This window comes from Cohnella fermenti, assembly GCF_004801405.1.
Lineage (GTDB): Bacteria > Bacillota > Bacilli > Paenibacillales > Paenibacillaceae > Cohnella > Cohnella fermenti.
In genome coordinates this window covers 213,246-233,124 of sequence record NZ_SSOB01000007.1, presented here as the reverse complement: position 1 = coordinate 233,124, position 19,879 = coordinate 213,246, and the positions used below count along the sequence as shown (strand labels likewise).

The window sequence follows — 19,879 nt, the reverse complement described above, 5'->3', positions numbered from 1 at the left end:
CTGCCGACCGTCGACACTTCCTTGGCCACCGTGGCCGCTCTTCGGTCCATTCGTTCGACATCTTGCCCGATCTCCGTCAATCGCGACAGCTCCGCTTGAATGCGGGACATGCGACAGCCTCCCTTCTTGTTCCAACCGGCCCATCCGCCTAGTGCGTTCCCGACACCTCCAGATCGTCCGCCGAGGACTTGTGAGCGGAATACACGGCGACAACCGGATAGTCGATTTTGCTTAGCGACCACGAGGTCCCCGCCAGATTCAAGGTGCCGTTGCCATTGCCCTTGTAGTGCAGCGTATAAGTATCGCCGACGGCCAGGATGTCGGCAGCCAGCACGAGAACCCCCGTGTTGGTGCGAAGCGCCTCGATGTTCGACTTCGTCACGGGCTGACCGCTCTCCACCGCAACCGCAGAGGACGGGAGCAGGAAGGAATAGTGCCATCTCTGGGCTTGCATCGCGTATTCCAGCAACGATAACGAGTTCCCGGGGTTCTTGTCGTCCCCGTACGTTGCGTCCTGCCCGATGAAGGTTCGGTTGCGTCCCGTCAATTGCAGGAGCTGCGACGTGCCGTAGGTGTAGATGCCGGACGGCTCCGCAGCCTTGCCGGTCTGGGAATCGCCTCCGGTCTGCGCGAACAAGGCGGCGACCCGGGACGTCAGCTCGCTCTCCGCATCGGAGACATTCCGCCGCTTCGCTTGGCTGTCCCAATTCAACTTCACCGGATTCGCATACCCATCGGAGGCGCTGCCGCCGGATGCGAGGGCTCCGAACTTGTTGATCCGCTTGTACTGGCCATTGACGTTCATGTAGATATCGACCGGCAGAATCTTCCCTGTCTTCAGATTCAAGTGATAGTAGTAGGGAATGATCTGCAGCTTGCTGTAATAATTGCCGATGGTCTGAATGTCGGTCAGCACCTCGTAGCCCAGTCGCAACGGCTGTTTGCGGAGCGCGGCAATATTGTTCTTCTCCGCCGACAGCGGGAACGTGATCGGACTCTGCTCGAGATGGCTTAGCAGTCCCCACGTATTCAGATAATCGGTGCCCGCCGCCGCCAATTGGCCGCGAATATCGACCGTGTCGCCTACGATTTGGTTCTGGGCATTCGGGTTGACCCGCTTGACGAGGTTGTTCACGAGCCATTGCGTCGGCACCACCGGCTGCTTGAACAGGTTCGAGAACCGGAAGTCGCCGGTATCCTCGATCGCCATGTTGCCGATTCTGCCGACCACATCGACCTCGTACTTCTTGTTCGTGCTGTGCTTCGCGGCCAGATTCCCGTATCTCGCCTTGTTCGTTGTCGTTGTCCCATCCTCGCCTGCGGCATTGATGGCCATGCTTTTCCACTCGACCAGCGCGCTGATCTTCTCCCGGTTGGCCAGCGGCACATAGAAGTCGAACATCGTCTGGGCAACAGGCAAGGATATCCATTGGTTGGCCTTGTACAGCGTACCGTCGTAGATTACGTTGAAGGCAAACTTGACGTACTTCGCCTTCGTCCACTCCGTGGTGTCCATCCCGTCCGTGAATCCTTTGCCTCTTGTCGCCGTCGTCGCCGGCCACCCCCATTGTCCGTTGCCGTAGAAGTCGCCGGTGTTGGGGAAGTACATCTGGAATCCGTAATCGAGGAGGACAAAGTTGCCAGGGGTAAACCCTCCGGCGCCCGAATTGGGATCGACGGCGATCGGCTGCAGCATGTAGGCGTCAGCGGGCGGGGAGGTGTCGGCGCCGCCCACGAGCACGGTGATGATTCTCGTTGGCGAACCGACGGCGTCCGTGGCGGACGACGGCAGCGTGATAATCGCTTTGCCGTTGCCGCTTTGCACGCCGGAGGCCATCGTTCCGTTCGACACGCCTCCGATATAACCGGAGCCGCCTCCGCCTCCGCCGTCTTGCCCTCCCGAGCCGCCTCCATACCATCCGCCTCCGCCCCCTCCGGAGTGCTGCGGACCGGCGGCGCCGCCTTGACCGAAGCTGCCGGCATTCGATCCGGACCCGCAAGCCCCGCCGGCGCCGCCGGCTGTCTGCGTGCCTCCGTAGCCGGGACAATTCGGATAGCTGCCGGCATTCGGCAGCCCCCGTCCTCCGGACTCCCCGCCGCCTGCCCCGCTGCGGAGTGTGCTGGACTGTCCGTCGTATTCGGTTCCCCCGCCTCCGCCGGCCACGATAAGACGATCTCCTAAGCTATTCGTCCTTCGGATCTTGATGTAGTCCACGTAGACGATCCCGCTCGATGCTCCGTTCGCCAGATCGAATCGGAGGTAGTTCACCAATCCGCCGCCCCAGCCCGATCCTGCGTTCGGGTCGATCTGGTACATTTGATAATCCGAGTCGTTCGCCGACATCGTAAACGACACCATTCTGGATTCCGACATGCCGCCCCCGTAGGAGAAGTACACCTGACCCGCTGTGCCGGAGCTGACATTTTTTAACCGAATCTCGATGATGTCTCCCGCTTCCCCGGTGATTGTCGAGAATAACGGAGAATAGAAGTAACCATCCGGGGACGAGATATTCACGTCCAGCACGTTCGTGCCTGCATGGATGGCGCTTGTCCCCGAGGTAAAGCCCAACGTGGAATTGACGAAGTCCCATTGATAGAGCGTCGTGGGCGAAGTGCCTTGCATCCGGATGTCCGTCGCTCCGCCCCCGGTGGAGGTGGTGTACGCCTCCGTCCCTTTGCCCCCGCCATTCCAGCCTCCATTCGCCCCCTGCCCGCCGGCGCCTCCTACGTACACGTCCAATTGCTGCCCGGCGGCAAGGCTCACTTCGCCCTTGGCATACCCGCCCAGCCCCGGCATGCCGTAATTGCCGACAGTATTATAGTAGGTCCTTCCGCCTTCCGCTCCCCACACTTCCAAGGTGTAGGTCCCCGTTGATGGAGCGGTAAAAGTCTGAACGCCTCCCGTGTAGTCGAAGGTCCGGGTGGTCCCCGCGGTGGATTGGGCCGGCACGTAATCCGGGTTGGCCACTTCCTGCGTCATCGCTACCGGTTCTACCTCGACGAATTCTTGCTCATTCACATTGACAAGCGACAGGTTATCGACAAACAGGTAATCATAGGGGTAAGCGGTGCTTGCGTTCGGCCCTTTATACAGATGAACTCTTACGTAAGAGACATTGGACGGTGTCGTGAATTCGTAGCTTTGATGCACTGGGCTGCTCGTCGCCGTTACATAGCTCGTTTTGCCTAATCCTCCGCCTGCCGCTGCCTTGCCCGCCGTGTAGTAATCCAGCACCGTCCCGCCTGTGCACCGGTGGCAGCTCACATCCGCATCGAACTTGTATTTGGTATTCGGCTTGACCGGGATGTCCTTCCAATAACCGCCCGTTGCGGTTGACGTCGCGAGCGAGAACACCTCGAAGCTTCGCGTACCGGCTATCGTCCAATCCGGATCGTTGGCTCTCGTCGTGTAGGCGATGTCGGAGGCCGATCCTGAATTCCGATACGTATTCCATCCGGCCGCTGTCCCGTCGACGTTGGCATATTCGGCATCCGGGTTGGCGATCAGGTTCTGCCTGTAGGCCGGATTCAGAACCCGCTCGTATTCGGCCACCGCCTCCTGGGTGTTCCCTCCGATCGCCTTCGACGCCGTTGTTCTCTGATCGAGACTGGCGGGAAGCGAGATCACCGTCGCGTTCTGCACCGAGACAGGATCGTGTATCACCACGTTGTTGACTTTCTGATGCGACGCGGAATAGGCAGAAGCAAACTCTTGTCCGTTGTCCGAATAACGCGAATTCATCCCGGTGTTGTAAGCGATCGATTGATGGTCCGGGTTATACGGGGGAAACATTAACGTGTAGAAGACCGAGGCGTCTCCCGTCAGATACTCCCCGTTAGCCAACGTATCCGGCACATCCAGTCCGGTAGCCATTACCCTCATATACGGAGACGGTCTGGAAGGTCTGACTAATCCCGCAGGCAGCGTATCGAAAATCGTCGCAACCGTTCCCGAGGCCCCGCCGGAGTACTTATTCGCAGGGGTGCTGAAATTGCCGTTGTAGGAGCCGACCTTGATGGTGGTCTTCGGGTCCCACTTGGCGGCAGACAACGCGTTGTTCGTCCACATCGTATCGAAGTCCGTCGTAGGCACATCCAGTTGCTCTGTCGTCTTGGCTGTATTCGACTGCTTCTGGAAGTACATCACGGACTGATCCCCCTGAGAAGTCTGAAGAATCAGAAAATCAGAGACGGCTGTCACGTTGACGGACTTCTCTCTTCGCTCCTTGAACCTCGTCTGCTCCACCACCGGCCCGGCCGTAATGCTGTTCGACAAGCAATTGTCGGAATTGCCTTCCTGCCACACGACTGCATCATGCTGGTTCGGCTCCAGCGAGTATCGCAAGCGACCCGCTGCACTCGTATTGCTGCTGGCAATGTTGTAGAAAATAGTCGGATCGCCCTGGGTGACCGAAGCCGTGACCTCGTTCGTCTTCACCAAGGTCGTCATCCCATCCACCTTCGACTTCTCCAGCTTCCAGACGGCGGCTTTGTTGATCTTCATGTAGTCGAAGGTCACCGTCTGCGTCCAGGAATCCGATTCGCCGCCTACCGTATGGGAATCGTAGCCGCCCTGCACCCACCAGTAATCCATGTGGGATTCTTCCGGTTCACCGCCCACGCATGGATCTCCGCTGCAAGGGACCGCGGCTTTCGTCACATGCTTCGCACTCTGAAGCGTGACCGACTCGGTGTAAGGGGCCGCACAGGAATCCACCTTCGTTCTGGCCTCGGGCTGGCTCGGCACGGAATCATGCGCCGCACTGCCCGTGATTTTCTCCATGGCCCACCCATTAACCACAGCCGTGTACTGGGATTTATAGGTTCGCGTCTGCGTCACTTGGGGCACATATTCGACCTGAATATCAACGATGAATTCGGAGCCGCCCGAGGCGAAGTAAAGGCTTCTCGTCGTCGGAGTGCCCGACATCGCATCGAACGTCTCGTTCGAGCCGGTTCCCGTAAGCTGCGGGCTTCCCTCCTTGATCTCGGAGAAGTACTTCGGCACGCTTGTAAAATGGCCTACCTCCGGTTTATCCTTCACCGGACGATTCCAGGTGATATCGACAGACTGGGAAGGAACGGCGCATTGCTTCGTGATGGTGTTCCCGCTCTTGTCCTTCGCCGTGATATAAACGGAAGCGTTGTACAGGAAGCTGATCTTGCCGCCTTCCGGAATCGGATAATTCGTTAGGTCGTCGTAGTAGAGAATCTGACTCGCCGCTCCGCCGCTTAGATACGAGATAAGCTGCGCTTGCGTGACCGATATGGCGGTGTCCGGCGTCAGCAGACTCAAGGTCGACCAACTGGGCGGAGCTCCCGTATTCGAGGTATTCTCGGCCGCAGGATTGTCCGATCGCCATAGCTTAATCCGGATCGTGAAGTTTGTTTTGTCGGACGACCAGGCCTTCCACTTCTCCAAGCTTGTCGGATCGGCGGTTTGGGAGAGGTTAACCTGGACGGTTACTTTCTGTCCGATGGTGGTGCTGGTTGCCGGAACCTCGCCGCTGATCTCGGCTTTGGTAGGAAGTGTGGTCTGTGCGACGCAGTCGCAATCGGCAGTGCTGTAGACAGCCATGACGTAGGTGCCGCCTATGTAGGCTGCAGGATTTCGTTCGGTGACGGAGCTGTCTGTCATCCAGGAAGGCTTGGCTTGCGCTGCGGTGTCTCCGCATGTCGTTCGCTTAGGATCTCTAACGTAGGTAAGATAAGAACACTTTAGCGTGTATGTCACTCCGCCGGATGTTATGGTGGAGTCGAGTATTACGCCTTTGCCGTCTGCTGTGAGAGACTTGCTATATGAGCCTGCTGGCCAATAGCCTGTCGTGTAATTAATATCATTAGGTGGACCATAGGCACTCATAATTTGACGGTCATCTTTAATCTTGATGTCTTGATTGCTTTCCAACACAGAGCGGACAATGATCGGATATGAAGCATAGAACGTTACTGGTTTGTCATAATAATTGCGGAAGTACGACGGATTAGCCCAAGACTCCGCATCGTATATGCCTTTGCCCGAGCTGTCATCTCTGGACTGAGTATAGATTTTGCCGGCATTGGCAGTAGGCCCCTTCACGGTAAGGATGGAATTCATATATACGGTCATACCGTCTTCATAGCTTCTGAAGAGAGCATGCCCTAACATCTTTTCTTCCAGAACAGCTCGGCTCATCGTGAATTTCGATACAACAATGTTATTATTGCAATTAGTCCAGTAGTAATAAGAGCATTCTGACACATCATCCGACACGTCGAATAAGCTAAGGGGCAACTCAAGATATTGAGAAGCTCCTCCAGTAGCCGGTTTACATTGTGCTGTTGATGCTTGACTTGTACAGGCCGTACCTGTTCTCAAGTAAAACCCTGTTGTCTCATACCGGATACTCGAAGATGCTTTCTGATTATAGGTGACGAATACTAATTTGCCATCTTCGAACCAAGCCCCTGTTGGGTAAGGTTTAGTAGAATCCGATGTTACTATTTCCGCTGCCGAAACCGAATCGATTGTTAATGGTATACACGTTGTAATCACAATAATGATAGACACGAATAGTCCATAAAATCGATACATGAGTAAGAAACCTCCTCCGTCGATTGGTTACTTGTCGTAATCGTAAAAAAACATATCAAACGAAAACATGTTTTCGAGAGTTCTCAATCCAAACTTATCACTCCAACTGTCATTCGCTCCGACACTGGTCATACTTATAACAGAATAGCCATTGTACCAAACTCCAGTTTTTAATTTAAATGATTCAGAATTCGAAGAAACATTCCAGTTATCTGCAAAAGTCTGAGCCGTATCTACTGAAGAGAGAATCATAAACTTAAAATGGACTGGATACCATACAATTGGTCCTAATATGGTAAATATGGCCATAGGCTCCGGATCGGCGTATCCTTTGGCAATCACTTTGTTCTTCTTGACCCACGCCACATACGATTTCAGAACCTTTGTCCACTCCGACTTTAAATACGCATCCATCGTGATTTTTCCCGAAGCGCTCTTCATGAATGCATTAACGAAATCCGTCTCATTGATCGTGCGGTAATCAACATTAAGCTGTGCTTCATAGTACGAGCGAATCTTGTTTGCAAGGACGTCAGCGTGGTCCTTGTAGATATCGTTCCTAGCATACTTAGGAGTGATAAAAGTCCGACTCGTCTTATACTGCGAATAGAACGAATAGAAGTTCGTCGGCTCCAAATCCGTAAGACGATACCAGCTCGTGTCTTGAGTTTGGCTCAGCTCACGTCCCCATGGATCGAGTTCGACTTCCCCGGAATCAACCTTCGCCTTGTAGGCAGCATCCGTTACTCTCACCGAGTGCGCCCCTTGATCCCAAATGACTTCGGAGCCGAGCACCTCGCTTACGAAGCGAAGCGGAACCATCGTGCGCGTATCGTAGATCTCAGCCGAAGTGTCGAGCGTCGAGACGACGCCGTCTACGGATACTTCTTTAGAGCCGACCGACATCCTGATGTTCTTGCCGTTATAAGAGATAAGAACCGTTTGCGTCGTGTTGTCCCACTTCACATCGGCGCCAAGCTTCTCGCTAACGAAGCGAACAGGAACCATCGTATTGCCGGCTGCGCTGATGTATGGCTCCGTATCCGGGAACTTTACCTTTTGTCCATTGACGATCACAGGGATAGCCTTCAGATCTGTGCCGGGAGCGGCGAACGCTGGAATTGCACCGAAGATTACCGACGCCGTTGCTACAATCGCGATTGTTTTCTTGAACATATATCATCGTCTCCTTTTGGTTTCTTATATCATCCCGTTCGGGGTAATCAAGCAATTGTTGGAAGCCCCTGCTCAAGTAAAATTTAGTATAACCTGGGAGTTGCGTAAATTGAATACCTTTGTCGCGAAATGGCCGTAACTCGACGCGAAATGGCAAATGAGCTCACAAAAACAAAAAAAACGCCCGAAATGGGCGCGAAAATCGTCGCGAAATGCCACCTCTCTGTTCGTCATTACATTCGAAATTCAGTAACGATAGTCCTCGGGAATGACCCCAATACGGCTTCTACAATGTCTGCATCATAATCGACCTGTTCAACGTGGTTGATTGATGTGTTCATTCGGCACTGGGTGGCCCCCACGAATAAACCGTCTAGCCTATAAACACAACGGCATCCTTACGCTGAAATGCAAGTGGCAGTTTATCTTGGAGTCCTGATATCCTTTCGAACATTCTCTCTTTTTGTTCATCAGTTAAGTTTTTTACAGCCCATTCTTTTATCAAGACTAGTTCCCCAAATATAGATGGTACATCCTCCATCTCTACATCAACTCCTGTTGAAAAAAGGGCTGTCCACTGTAACCCAAGTGATTTAATTGCAGGTTGCCAACATTCCTTAAAAAACGATTCCGTAGAAACTGGAACAAAGAAACTCTTTTCAAAATCATTTTGTGGTTCATGTATTACAGCACTGATGGACATCTACTTATTCACCTCCAAAAACCGCACTAAATTTGTAATCCGGAAACTCTTCCTTAAGTTTATTTATGCTGTTATTAACAGCTTGACGTAATTCAGACGTATCACCATCTAGTCTAAAAACAAACTCTTTAATATCCTTTATGTCCTCAAGTTTCGGTATCTCCTGTGACCCATTAGCAGTTGTTCTTGTCGATGTGGCGTTCTCTAGAGCAGAAATCCGGTTGCGTGTTTTGGTTAGTATCTGTTTGTCTGCAAATTCCTGCGCAGTTTGTGCAGGTAATCCGGTTTTAGGGTTAACTTTATTTAGACCTTGAGCAGACTTATCTTCATAGAAGACCCCTTTATTCAAGTCAATTTCATCAAACTCACCAAGAGATTCTCCTCTTTGGTTGACTATCTCAACTTCTTTTGCACTCTTAACCTTAGCAACATTTCCCGCACCCTCAACCGCCGTCCCCCCACTCTTCCCGACCACCGGCAGGTCGTCGATCAAGCCTTCGGCTTTAACCGCCGCCGACTCCGCCTTCTCGGCCGCCGTTGCGGTCTTGGCCCCTGCGCCCAGAGGAATCAGCAGCTCCAGCAGCTTCTCCGTCCCGAATCCTATCATCTCGGCTTTCCGGTTCGTGTCCGCTTGCCCGTATTCCTCCAGCATACTGGAAAATGCGTTTTTCGTCGCCTCGTACGTTGCTGAAGCCCGCTCGGGGAACGTTCGAATCTCCAGCACTTGGCTGGCCACGTAGGCGATCAGGTCCGCCTTCAGCTTGCCGAGCGGATCGTCCGCGAATGCCGTCTCGTAGACGTAGCCTATCGCTTCCAGCCCCTCCGCTATCGGCTGGTATGCCTGGCGGGTCGCTTGCAGCCCCAGCTTCGCGAAGCTGCCGATGGTATCCAGCACGCCCTTGAGCACGCCGGATTTGAAGAAGGCCCCAACCTCGGTCGCCCCTCCCATGATGTCGAGCGTTCGCAGGTAATCGATCTGCCGGTTGCCGTAAGCCAACGCTTCGTCGATGAAGGCGTTGCCTTGGCCGAGCCAGCCGTCGAGCGTGTCGCCCACAAGCTGCAGATCCCCGCCGAGCTCCCGAATGCCCGCTCTGGCGCCGTCCGCCCGCTCCTTCAGCCAGCCCCATACGGAACCGCTCTTGCCCGAGACGATGCCCGACGCCGACAACAAGACCATAATGTCCTTGTCCGCGCGCTCGTAACGTTCCACGGCGGAGAGGATGTACGCCGACAGCGCGCCGAGCCGGCTCTCGATTCGCCCGATGCCGCTCGCGCTGCCGCCGATCCGGCCGGACAGCCCGCGCCGGGCGAGGATCGCCCCTTCCACGCGGCTGCCGACCGTCGACACTTCCTTGGCCACCGTGGCCGCTCTTCGTTCCATTCGTTCGACATCCTGCCCGATCTGCGTCAATCGCGACAGCTCCGCTTGAATACGGGACATGCGACAGCCTCCCTTCTCGTTCCAGCCGACCCATCCGCTTGGTGCATCCTGCTTAATAAGCAAGCACTCTCCGGAGGAGGCTCCCTCCCAAGTAAAAATTAGTATATATTGGGGTCTTCGCGAATTGAATACCTTTGTCGCGAAATGGCCGTAACTCGACGCGAAATGGCACACACGCTCACAAAAACAAAAAAAACGCCCAAAATGGGCGCGAATATGGTCGCGAAATGCCACCTCGCCATTCAACCGCGCTTGACGGTTCCGCCTGCGTTAACACACCCCGAGAATCCAGCCCTCCCGCGTCTGCGCCAGCTCTTTCTCCTCCGCTGCAAGCGTGTCCGCCCGCAAGTATCGCTCCAGCGTGCCGTTGCGGTCCCGATCCCGGAGCCAGCGCGCGATGACCAGAGCATCCTGAGCGTCCCTCGGCCATTCGCGGGGGAAGCTGCGGTCGTACTGCTTGTACCGCTGATACAGCAGCGCCGGGTACGCTTCCGCGAGCAGATGCCGGCCCGGAGCCGGCAGCCAGCCGTCGTACGGCCAGACGTGCAGCGTATCCCGGAACTCCGCCCTCAGCTCGCGAATCCAGGGCAATCCCGCATGCGTGGAATACGAGACGGCGCCCGTCATCTGGTCGAAGTTCCACGCACTCTTCGCCGACGAGGTGAACGTCTCCGTCAACCGCAGCTCATGGGCGTTCCGGTAGGGAGGAACGCGCTCCCGGCAGGCTCGCACCGAATGCTCCTTCGTCTCCCACAGCTCGCAGAAGTGCCGGAGGAACTCGTCCCAATCCCGCAGCCCGTGCCGCTCGAAGTAAGAGCCGGGGAACGACAGATTATGGTCGATTCCGATCGCAAGCGGACCGTCCGCCGCCGCCAGCCGACCGCGCACATACTCGTACAGCTCCCTCCGCGACCAGTTGTACGTCTTCCCTCGGCCGGCCGGGGGCGAGATTCGCATGACGTTCCCCTCGGCATCGGCCTCCACCGCCTGAATGCCGGCCGTGCGCTCGTGCGGCTCCCCTCTTCCCGAATAGTCGATTCCGATATAGCGTTCAAAGCTCGCCGCCCGCTCCATGACCCTTCCCCCTCGTTCCGCCTTCGTACAACGCCCCATAAAATAACAGCCGCCAAAAGCCGCACAGAGGTTGCTTCCCCTCCCATCATACGCTATACTGTTGCCCATATCGATATCATGCCGATGATGAGAATCCAACTCGGAGGCGTCTTCGCCAAGGGGCCGGTCGTCCAGACGTCCGAACGTTCCCCTAAGTTTACCGGGTCCGCCCGTTATCGCGGAATCAAGTGGGTTGAGCGGCGCGTCCGTTCAATCAATTTGGGTGGCACCGCGAATATAAATGATTAGCGCTCTTCGTCCCAATCGGATGAAGGGCGCTTTTTGCATTTTACTTGGGTAAAGGGAGCGGATCGCCATGTTGGACATCAAGTGGATCAGAAGCAATCAGGAGCAGGTGCAGGAGGCCGCCGAGCACAAGGGAATCGCCGTCTCGATCGCGGAGCTTGTTGCCGTCGACGACCGTAGGCGCGCGCTTCTGCAGGAGGTCGAGCAGCTTCGCATGGAGCGCAACCGGATGGCGCAGGACATCACGGATCGGATTCGGAAGGGGGAACACGCCGCCGAGCCGCTTAAGATCAGGGTGAAGGAGATCAACGGGAGATTAAGCGAGCTGGAGCCGGAGCATCGGGAGGAGGAGCGGCGGTTCAAGGAGCTGATGCTGCTCGTGCCGAACGTTGTATCGCCGGACACCCCCATAGGGCAATCGGACGCGGAAAATAAAGAGGTGAAGCGAGTCGGCGAGCCGACCCGCTTCGACTTCGAGCCGAGAGATCATGTGGCGCTTGGGGAGCTGCATCGGCTGTTCGACATCCCGCGCGGAGTGAAGACGGCCGGCAGCCGCAACTATTACTTGACCGGCGCGGGCGTCGCCCTTCACCGGGCCGTGCAGCAGCTCGCCGTCGATTACCTCGCGGAACACGGCTTCACCCTTCTCGAGGCTCCGCTTATGGTTCGCACCGACGCGATGTACAACACCGGGTTTTTCCCGCTGGGGCAGGATCAGTCGTTCCGCATCGAAGGCGAAGACAAGTGGCTCGTCGGCACGTCGGAGGTGCCGCTCGTGTCGTATTACGACAACGAGATCGTCGACGTGGCGGAGCCGATCCGGATGGCCGCCGCCACCCTCTGCTTCCGCAGCGAGATCGGCTCGGCGGGCCGGGACGTGCAGGGCTTGTACCGCGTCCATCAGTTCGCGAAGGTCGAGCAGGTCGTTCTCTGCGAAGCGGACATCCGGACGTCGGAGCGGCTCCATCAGGAGATTACGGCCAATGCCGAAGACATTCTCCGGCTGCTGGAGCTTCCGTATCGCGTGATGGCCGTCTGTACCGGCGACATGTCGCAGAAGACGTACAAGCAGTTCGACATCGAGACGTGGATGCCGAGCCGGCAGGCGTACGGGGAGACCCATTCGTCGTCGAACCTGCTCGACTTCCAGGCGCGCCGCTCGAACATCCGCTATCGGGATGCGGAGGGCAAGGCGCGCTTCTGCCATACGCTGAACAACACGGCCGTCGCCTCGCCGCGCATCCTGATCCCGCTGCTGGAGAACCATCAGCAGGAGGACGGCTCGATCCGTATCCCGGAAGCCCTCCGCCCGTATATGAACGGGCTGGAGCGGCTGGAGCCCCTCTAACGGACAACTGCCGCGTCCAGCTCCTGTTCCAGCTCCTCCGCGTAATCGCGGACCTGCTCCGCGGAGCAGCCAAGCCGTTCGGCCATGAAGCGAACGACCTCCGCCTTCCACCGCCGCACCCAGGCGATGTCGAAGAACAGAGCGCCGGTGCGGCGGATGAAGAAGTCGACCGGCTTCAGCGCCAGCTCCTCTTCGATTGCGTAGAGGAGCTCGGCCTTGATGTCGGCCGGAAGCCCGGAAGCCGCAGCATGGCCGGAAGCGGCGCCCGGCACCCGTTCCAGGACGTCGCGCGCGTTCGAGCCGTACCGGCGGGCAATCCGCTCGGCCGCTTCCGCGGAGAGGCCGCGGCGCATGCCCTCCTCCGTCATCCGCTTCACGTGCGCCGGATAACCCGCCGAGCCGCCCACATCGCCGCCCGAGATCGGCAGCGTCTTCGTGGCGCACGGCGCGAACGGCCCGCGCCCTTCCTCCCGGAGCTTGCGTGCCAGCAGGTCCGTCACCGTCTCCGCCATCTTCCGGTAGCCGGTCAGCTTGCCCCCGGCAATCGTGACAAGCCCCGAAGCCGAGACGAAAATCTCGTCCTTCCGCGACACCTCCGACGGGGACTTGCCCTCCTCGTAAATGAGGGGGCGCAAGCCCGCCCAGCCGGATTCGACGTCGGCGGCGGTCAGCGCCAGGCCGGGGAACATCCCGTTCACGGCAGCCAGCACATAGTCCCGATCCTTCCGCTCGATGCGCGGATGAACCTTGTCGCCTTCGTAGTCGGTGTCGGTCGTGCCGACGTACGTCTTGCCGTCGCGCGGAATGGCGAACACCATCCGCCCGTCCGGCGTGTCGAAGTAGATCGCCTGGCGCAGCGGGAAGCGCGAGCCGTCGAAGACGAGATGGACGCCCTTCGTCAGCCGCAGCGTCTTGCCCTGCTTCGAACGATCGAGCTCGCGCAGCGAATCGACCCACGGTCCGGTCGCGTTCACGACCTTGCGGGCGCGAATCCGGAACGTGCCGCCGCCGATCATGTTCCGCGCGACAACCCCGGCCAGCTTGCCGTCCTCGTACACCAATTCCTCTGCCCGAACATAATTCGCGACGCTCGCCCCCGACTCGATCGCCTTCTTCATGACCTCGATCGTCAGCCGGGCATCGTCCGTCCGATACTCCACGTAGTAGCCGCCGCCCTTCAGGCCTTCCCGGCGCAGCAGCGGCTCCTTCCCGAGCGTCGTCTCCTTGCCGAACATGACGCGCCGCTCCTCCCGCTTCACCCCGGCGAGGAAGTCGTACAGGCGCAAGCCGATCGACGTCGTGAACGCCCCGAACGTCCCCCCTTGATAGAACGGCAGCAGCATCCATTCCGGCGTCGTCACGTGCGGGCCGTTCTCGTATACGACCGCCCGCTCCTTGCCGACCTCGGCGACCATCTTCACCTCGAGCTGTTTCAAGTAGCGCAGCCCGCCGTGGACAAGCTTCGTCGAGCGGCTCGACGTCCCCGCCGCGAAGTCCTGCATCTCGATCAGCGCGACCGACATCCCCCGCTTCGCCGCATCAAGCGCAATCCCCGCCCCCGTAATTCCTCCTCCGACGATCAGCGCGTCGAACTCCTTATTTTCCAAGGCTGCTATCCGCTCCATCCTGCCCATATCGATGCCTCGCTCCATCTCCATCATCCTTCTCTCTTATATTATGCAACAAAGAGAACCCCGAAGCCCCCGGCTGCATGCTCGCAGCGGGTTCCTTCGCGGTTCTCCGGGTTCTCCTACCGATATATGAACTTGTGATTGTTAACCGCTGCCGCACTTACGGCTTGAACGCCATCGCCGCTTGAACGGCCTTCTTCCAGCCCGCGTGCAGACGCTCCCTCTCGCCCTCCGGCATCGCCGGCTTGAACGTTCGCTCCAGCTTCCAGCCGTCTGCGATCTCCTGCTTGCCGCTCCAATACCCGACCGCCAGCCCGGCCAGATACGCCGCTCCGAGCGCCGTCGTCTCGTTCACGACCGGACGTTCCACGTCCGCGCCGAGCAGGTCGCTCTGGAACTGCATCAGGAAGTCGTTGCGCACCGCGCCGCCGTCGACGCGCAGCCCTTGCAGCTCCAACCCCGAGTCCAGCGTCATGACGTCCAGCACATCCTTGCTCTGGTACGCCAGCGATTCCAGCGTCGCCCGGATGAAGTGCTCCTTCGTCGTGCCGCGCGTGAGGCCGAACACCGCGCCGCGCATATCGCTGTCCCAATACGGGGTGCCCATGCCGACGAACGCGGGCACGACATACACGCCTTCCGTCGACGGCACCCGGCTGGCATACGCCTCGCTGTCCGCCGACGTCTTCAGCATCCGCAGGCCGTCGCGCAGCCACTGCATCGCCGAGCCCGCCACGAACACGCTGCCCTCGAGCGCGTATTCGACCTGGCCGCCGATGCCCCACGCAATCGTCGTCAGCAAGCCGTGGCTGGAGCGGACCGCCTCGCTTCCCGTGTTCATCAGCATGAAGCAGCCCGTGCCGTACGTATTCTTCGCCATGCCCCTCTCGAAGCAGGCTTGCCCGAACAGCGCCGCCTGCTGGTCGCCCGCGATGCCTGCAATCGGCACCCGCTTGCCGAAGAAGTGGTGCTCCACCGTATGCGCGTACACTTCGGAAGAGGAGCGAACCTCAGGCAGCATCGAACGCGGAACGCCGAGCACGCCGAGCAATTCATCATCCCAAGCAAGCTCGAAAATATTATAAAGAAGCGTCCGCGAGGCGTTCGAGTAATCCGTAACATGAGCCTTGCCGCCGGACAGCTTCCAGACGAGCCACGAATCGATCGTGCCGAACAGCAGATCGCCGCTCTCCGCCCGCTCCCGAGCGCCTTCCACATGGTCCAGCAGCCACTTGATCTTCGTCCCCGAGAAGTAGGGGTCGATGAGCAGCCCTGTTTTCCGCCGGATGAGGTCTTCGTGGCCTTGCCGCTTCAGCTCCTCGCAGATGTCCTGCGTCTGCCGCGACTGCCAGACAATCGCGTGGTGGATCGGCCGGCCCGTGTGCCGGTCCCAGACGACGGCGGTCTCCCGCTGGTTCGTGATGCCGATCGCCTTGATGCGATCCGGCGCAATCTCCGCCTGGGACAGCGCGGAAGCGACGACCCCGAGCACCGACACCCAGATCTCGCTCGCGTCGTGCTCGACCCAACCCGGCTTCGGATAATATTGTTTGATCTCCTGCTGCGCGGTACTGACAATGTGCCCCTGCCTGTCGAAAATAATCGCCCGGGAGCTCGTTGTCCCCTGGTCGATAGCCAGCACGAAGCCCTGCTCCTGCGCGTGTTCCGTCCCTTGCTCCCGTTCGCGCCCCTGCCCCTGTTCCTGCGCCACTCAGCGTCCCTCCTTCTGCCCGTTCGGCTCAAAGTGCTTCCACAGCTCGTAGTTGGACGTCGTTACGGCCGTCGCCCCCGCGCCGAGCGCCAGCTCGACATCGCTCACCGTCCGGATAAGCCCGCCGGCGAAGATCGGCACTCCCGTCCGCTGCGACACTTCCGCGATAATGTGCGGAATGACGCCGGGCAGCACCTCGATGAAGTCCGGCTTCGTCCGCTCGAACAGCACGTAGCTCTTCTCCAGCGCGTTCGTGTCGAGCAGGAACAGCCGCTGGATCGCGAGCAGGCCGTTCTGCTTCGTCTTCGCAATGACGCCGGCCCGGGTCGACACGATGCCCGCCGGCTTCACGATCTGGCACAGATACTCGGCCGCGTATTCGTCGTTCTTGAGGCCCTCGATCAGATCCGCGTGCAGCAGCGGCTTCTTGCCGTGCGACTTCGCCAGCTCGACGATCGGCCGAAGCTGGTTGATGTGCGTGTCGAGAACGACGATGTATTCGTACGACAGCTTCATCAGCTTCTCCAGATCCTTCGGCTTGCGGGCGGCGGGCAGAATGCGTTGATTGTGGAACCCCATGGCGCTGGCAACCTCCTCATGACGAATGGCGAATAACGAACGGCGAATGACAAATAACGAATGACGACAAAAAAGGAGAATAACGAAACCGGCCCCAAGGGGCCTTATTCGCGTGTTCTCCTTCTCTCCGCCACTTGTATGAACTTGAACCCATTATAGATCAGCCTCCCCGGAAGTGTCTATGCTTAAAAACAGTTAATTTGCGGGATAGGCTTGAATGTATCAGTGATACACAATAGTATTAATTATGAATCACTAATACATAACATGGAGGATAAGCAATGCCCGCGAATATCAAGCTGGGAATGAACCTCGGATTTGCGATCAATAAGTATGTGGAGCCCGAAGTGTGGGCGAGGCTCGTCGCCGAAGAGATGGGCGTGCGGAACGTGCAGCTTGTCGCCGATCTGCTTAATGTATACCTTCCCGACGATTACATCCAAGAGCAGATCGAGCGGATCAATGTCAGCACGCAGCGCCACCGTCTGCAAGTGACTTCCACGTTCACAAGCGCGTTTACCCGGGTGAACCACTTCATGCATCCGGATGCAGCGGCGCGCCGGATATGGCTGGAATGGTTCAAGAAGTTCGCCAGAGCGTCGGCGGAGCTTGGCGCCAAGTCCACCGGAAGCCACTTCGGCATTCTGACCTTCGCGGACTATGACAACCGCGATCGCAGGGAATTTATCATCGCAGAAGCCTTAAAGCTATGGCAGGAGCTGAGCTGGTATTGCCGCGATCTGGGGATGGACCATGTCCTGTTCGAGCCGATGTCCATCCCTCGCGAGATGGCGAACACGGTGGCGGATACGAAGGAGCTGCTGGAGCGGCTCAATGACGGAGCGGGCTTGCCCTTCCGGCTCTGCCTGGATGTGGGGCACGCGCCCCACCCGGACGACCGCGACCCTTACCGCTGGGTGAGGGAGCTGGGAGCCGTGTCTCCGATCATCCACATTCAGCAGACGGAGCTGAACCATAGCCGCCATTGGCCTTTTACAGACGAATACAACGCCCTCGGCATTATTCACGGCGACAAGCTGCTGGCGGCCATCGAACAGTCCGGCGCCAAGGAGGCCGAGCTCGTATTCGAGCTCTCGCATCGGGAAGCGTGGTCGACGGAGTTCCGAATTATCCAGGATCACAAGGAATCTGTGGCCTATTGGCGTCAGTTCGTCAAGGACTAGGAGGCAGCGCGCGAATGGAGACAATGAAAGTTTCGACTATGGCTTCGATGATGAAGGCTTATGTGCTGAACGCCATTGGCGATTTAAGGCTGACCGAGGTTCCCAAGCCAACGCCCGCTGCGGGCGAGGTGCTGCTGCGGATCGCCGCCTGCGGAGTATGCGGCTCGGATATCCCGCGGATCTACACGAAGGGCACGTACCGGTTCCCGACCATTCCGGGGCACGAGTTCTCGGGCTATGTGGAGGCGGTCGGGAAGGATGTCGACGCCGGACTGATCGGCCGCTTGGCCGCCGTATTCCCGCTGCTGCCTTGCCGCAAGTGCCCAAGCTGCGAGGTCGGCTCCTATGCGACATGCAGCGCCTACGATTACAGAGGCTCGCGGTCGGACGGGGCCTTCGCCGAATATGTGTGCGTTCCGGCATGGAACCTCATTCCGGCTCCCGAAGGGCTCGGTGCCGAAGAGGCGGCCATGGCCGAGCCCGCCGCCGTTGCGCTCCATGCGCTTCGACGCGGGGGACTGGATATCGGCGATAACGTGCTGATCAGCGGCGCCGGCCCGATCGGCTTGCTGCTTGCCCAATGGGCGCAGGCATGGGGGGCGTCGCAAGTGCTGCTCGCGGATGTCGACGATCGGAAGCTCGCCTTCGCCAAGCAGCTCGGATTCGACCAGGTCGCGAATCCGCTGCTGGAGGACTTGCAAGCTTGGGCGCTGGAGCGGACCGGCGGGGCGGGGGTCGATCTGGCCGTCGAAGGCGCGGGCCATGCCTCTTCCTGGGAGAATTGCCTGCGTGCCGCCCGGTCGGGAGGCCGGGTGGTGCTCATGGGCAACCCGACCGGAACCATGACGCTGACGCAAACCGGCTATTGGGAGATGCTCCGCAAGCAACTGACGGTGGTCGGCACGTGGAATTCGGACTATTCCGACTTCCCCAAGAACGAATGGAAGCTGGCCGTGCAGGCGATGGCGGAGCGGCGAATTCAGGCTTTGCCCCTGATTACTCATCTCGTCTCATTGGAGCAGCTTGGGGAAGCCATCGCCATGATGAAGGATCATTCGGCGTTCTACAGCAAGGTCATGTGGACGAATACCAAATAAGCATTAAGGGAGAGATCGCGATATGAGAGCGGCTGTGTTGGAGAAGCTCGGGCATATGGCTCTGAGCGATGTGGCGATGCCGGAAGTCGATAACGACAGCATTCTGATGAAGGTGGAGGCGGTAGGGATTTGCGGCAGCGATATTCGCATCTATCGCCACGGCAATAGCCGGGTGCAGCTTCCGCAAGTATTGGGTCATGAGGCTGCCGGGCGAATCGTCGCTGTCGGCGCTCATGTGACCAGGTTCAAGGTCGGGGACCGGATCAGTCTGGGCGCGGATGTGCCCTGCGGAGAATGCCTGTTCTGCGAAGCGGGCATCGGCAACAACTGCCAAACCAACTACGCGATGGGCTATCAATTCGCCGGCAGCTTCGCCGAGTATGTGCTGCTTAACAAGATGATGGTCAACTACGGCCCGATCCACCGGATAGCCGATGGGATCGGCTATGAGGAAGCGGCCCTTGCAGAGCCTCTTGCCTGTGTCCTGAACGGGCTCGAGCTGTCGCAGGTCAAGCTGGGAGACACGGTTGTCGTCATCGGCGCCGGCCCGATCGGCATGATGCTCGTCGAGGTGGCGAAGAAGATGGGAGCCGCCGTATTGCTCGTCAATCGTTCCCGGCAGCGATTGGAGATGGCGCGGCATCTGGAAGCGTCCGCTTATATTTGCTCAAGCGAAGAGAATGCCGTGGAACGGGTGCTGGAGGAGACCGACGGGCTGGGAGCGGAGGTCGTCATTACGTGCAACCCGTCGCCGGAATCGCAGATCGATGCGATTCATATGGCGAGGAATCGCGCGCGCGTCAACTTCTTCGGCGGATTGCCCAAGGACCGCTCGCTGGTCACGCTGGATACGAACCTTATTCATTATAAGGAGCTGTTCGTGCACGGTGCCCACGGCTCCCTGCCCCGCCACCACCGACAGGCCGTCCATCTGATCAACAGCGGCTTGATCGATATGAAGAAGTTCATTACCCACCGTTACCCCTTGGAGCAGATCGAAGAAGCCATCCGAACCGCCGAGAGCCATGCGGGGCTGCGCGTCATTATTAATCCATAGAGAACGGGGGACTCGC

The 19,879-nt window shown here is 58.4% G+C and carries 12 protein-coding genes; 4 read left to right on the top strand and 8 right to left on the bottom strand.

Annotated features, from left to right (window positions below; translation table 11 throughout):
- Positions 1-148 precede the first annotated feature (148 nt).
- From E6C55_RS07730 to E6C55_RS07710, 5 genes are all read right to left on the bottom strand, one after another.
- Positions 149-5,581, bottom strand: coding sequence for a glycine rich domain-containing protein (locus tag E6C55_RS07730; protein ID WP_168735527.1), 5,433 nt, complete (start codon positions 5,579-5,581; stop codon positions 149-151).
- A 1,023-nt stretch (positions 5,582-6,604) separates the two neighbouring features.
- On the bottom strand, positions 6,605-7,753 hold the full coding sequence (locus tag E6C55_RS07725; protein ID WP_136369196.1) for a copper amine oxidase N-terminal domain-containing protein: 1,149 nt from the start codon (positions 7,751-7,753) through the stop codon (positions 6,605-6,607).
- Positions 7,754-8,126: 373 nt separating this feature from the next.
- Complete coding sequence (locus E6C55_RS07720; protein ID WP_136369195.1) at positions 8,127-8,456, bottom strand: hypothetical protein; 330 nt, start codon at positions 8,454-8,456, stop codon at positions 8,127-8,129.
- 4 nt (positions 8,457-8,460) lie between these two features.
- Positions 8,461-9,897 (bottom strand): hypothetical protein, encoded by a 1,437-nt coding sequence (locus tag E6C55_RS34160; protein WP_211093541.1) that lies wholly within the window; start codon positions 9,895-9,897, stop codon positions 8,461-8,463.
- Between the two features lie 270 nt (positions 9,898-10,167).
- Positions 10,168-10,971, bottom strand: coding sequence for a hypothetical protein (locus E6C55_RS07710; protein WP_136369194.1), 804 nt, complete (start codon positions 10,969-10,971; stop codon positions 10,168-10,170).
- 355 nt (positions 10,972-11,326) lie between these two features.
- On the opposite strand from E6C55_RS07710, the gene serS reads away from it, so the two are divergent.
- Positions 11,327-12,604 (top strand): serine--tRNA ligase, encoded by a 1,278-nt coding sequence (gene serS, locus E6C55_RS07705; RefSeq protein ID WP_136369193.1) that lies wholly within the window; start codon positions 11,327-11,329, stop codon positions 12,602-12,604.
- Here serS and E6C55_RS07700 read toward each other — a convergent pair.
- From E6C55_RS07700 to E6C55_RS07690, 3 genes are all read right to left on the bottom strand, one after another.
- Positions 12,601-14,256, bottom strand: a complete 1,656-nt coding sequence (locus tag E6C55_RS07700) for a glycerol-3-phosphate dehydrogenase/oxidase (protein ID WP_407923697.1) — start codon at positions 14,254-14,256, stop codon at positions 12,601-12,603. The genes serS and E6C55_RS07700 overlap by 4 nt on opposite strands.
- A 139-nt stretch (positions 14,257-14,395) precedes the next feature.
- Positions 14,396-15,877, bottom strand: coding sequence for a glycerol kinase GlpK (gene glpK, locus E6C55_RS07695; protein WP_230986594.1), 1,482 nt, complete (start codon positions 15,875-15,877; stop codon positions 14,396-14,398).
- A 69-nt stretch (positions 15,878-15,946) separates the two neighbouring features.
- Entirely contained in the window at positions 15,947-16,525 is a 579-nt protein-coding gene (locus E6C55_RS07690) for a glycerol-3-phosphate responsive antiterminator (RefSeq protein ID WP_136369191.1), read from the bottom strand.
- A gap of 281 nt (positions 16,526-16,806) precedes the next feature.
- Here E6C55_RS07690 and E6C55_RS07685 point away from each other — a divergent pair, with 281 nt between their 5' ends.
- From E6C55_RS07685 to E6C55_RS07675, 3 genes are read left to right on the top strand one after another with little or no spacing between them, the layout of a single operon-like run.
- Positions 16,807-17,709: a sugar phosphate isomerase/epimerase family protein gene (locus tag E6C55_RS07685; protein WP_136369190.1), complete on the top strand. Its 903-nt coding sequence runs from the start codon at positions 16,807-16,809 to the stop codon at positions 17,707-17,709.
- A 14-nt stretch (positions 17,710-17,723) separates the two neighbouring features.
- Entirely contained in the window at positions 17,724-18,806 is a 1,083-nt protein-coding gene (locus E6C55_RS07680; protein ID WP_211093540.1) for a galactitol-1-phosphate 5-dehydrogenase, read from the top strand.
- Positions 18,807-18,828: 22 nt separating this feature from the next.
- Positions 18,829-19,863: an alcohol dehydrogenase catalytic domain-containing protein gene (locus E6C55_RS07675; protein WP_136369189.1), complete on the top strand. Its 1,035-nt coding sequence runs from the start codon at positions 18,829-18,831 to the stop codon at positions 19,861-19,863.
- Positions 19,864-19,879: the final 16 nt, after the last annotated feature.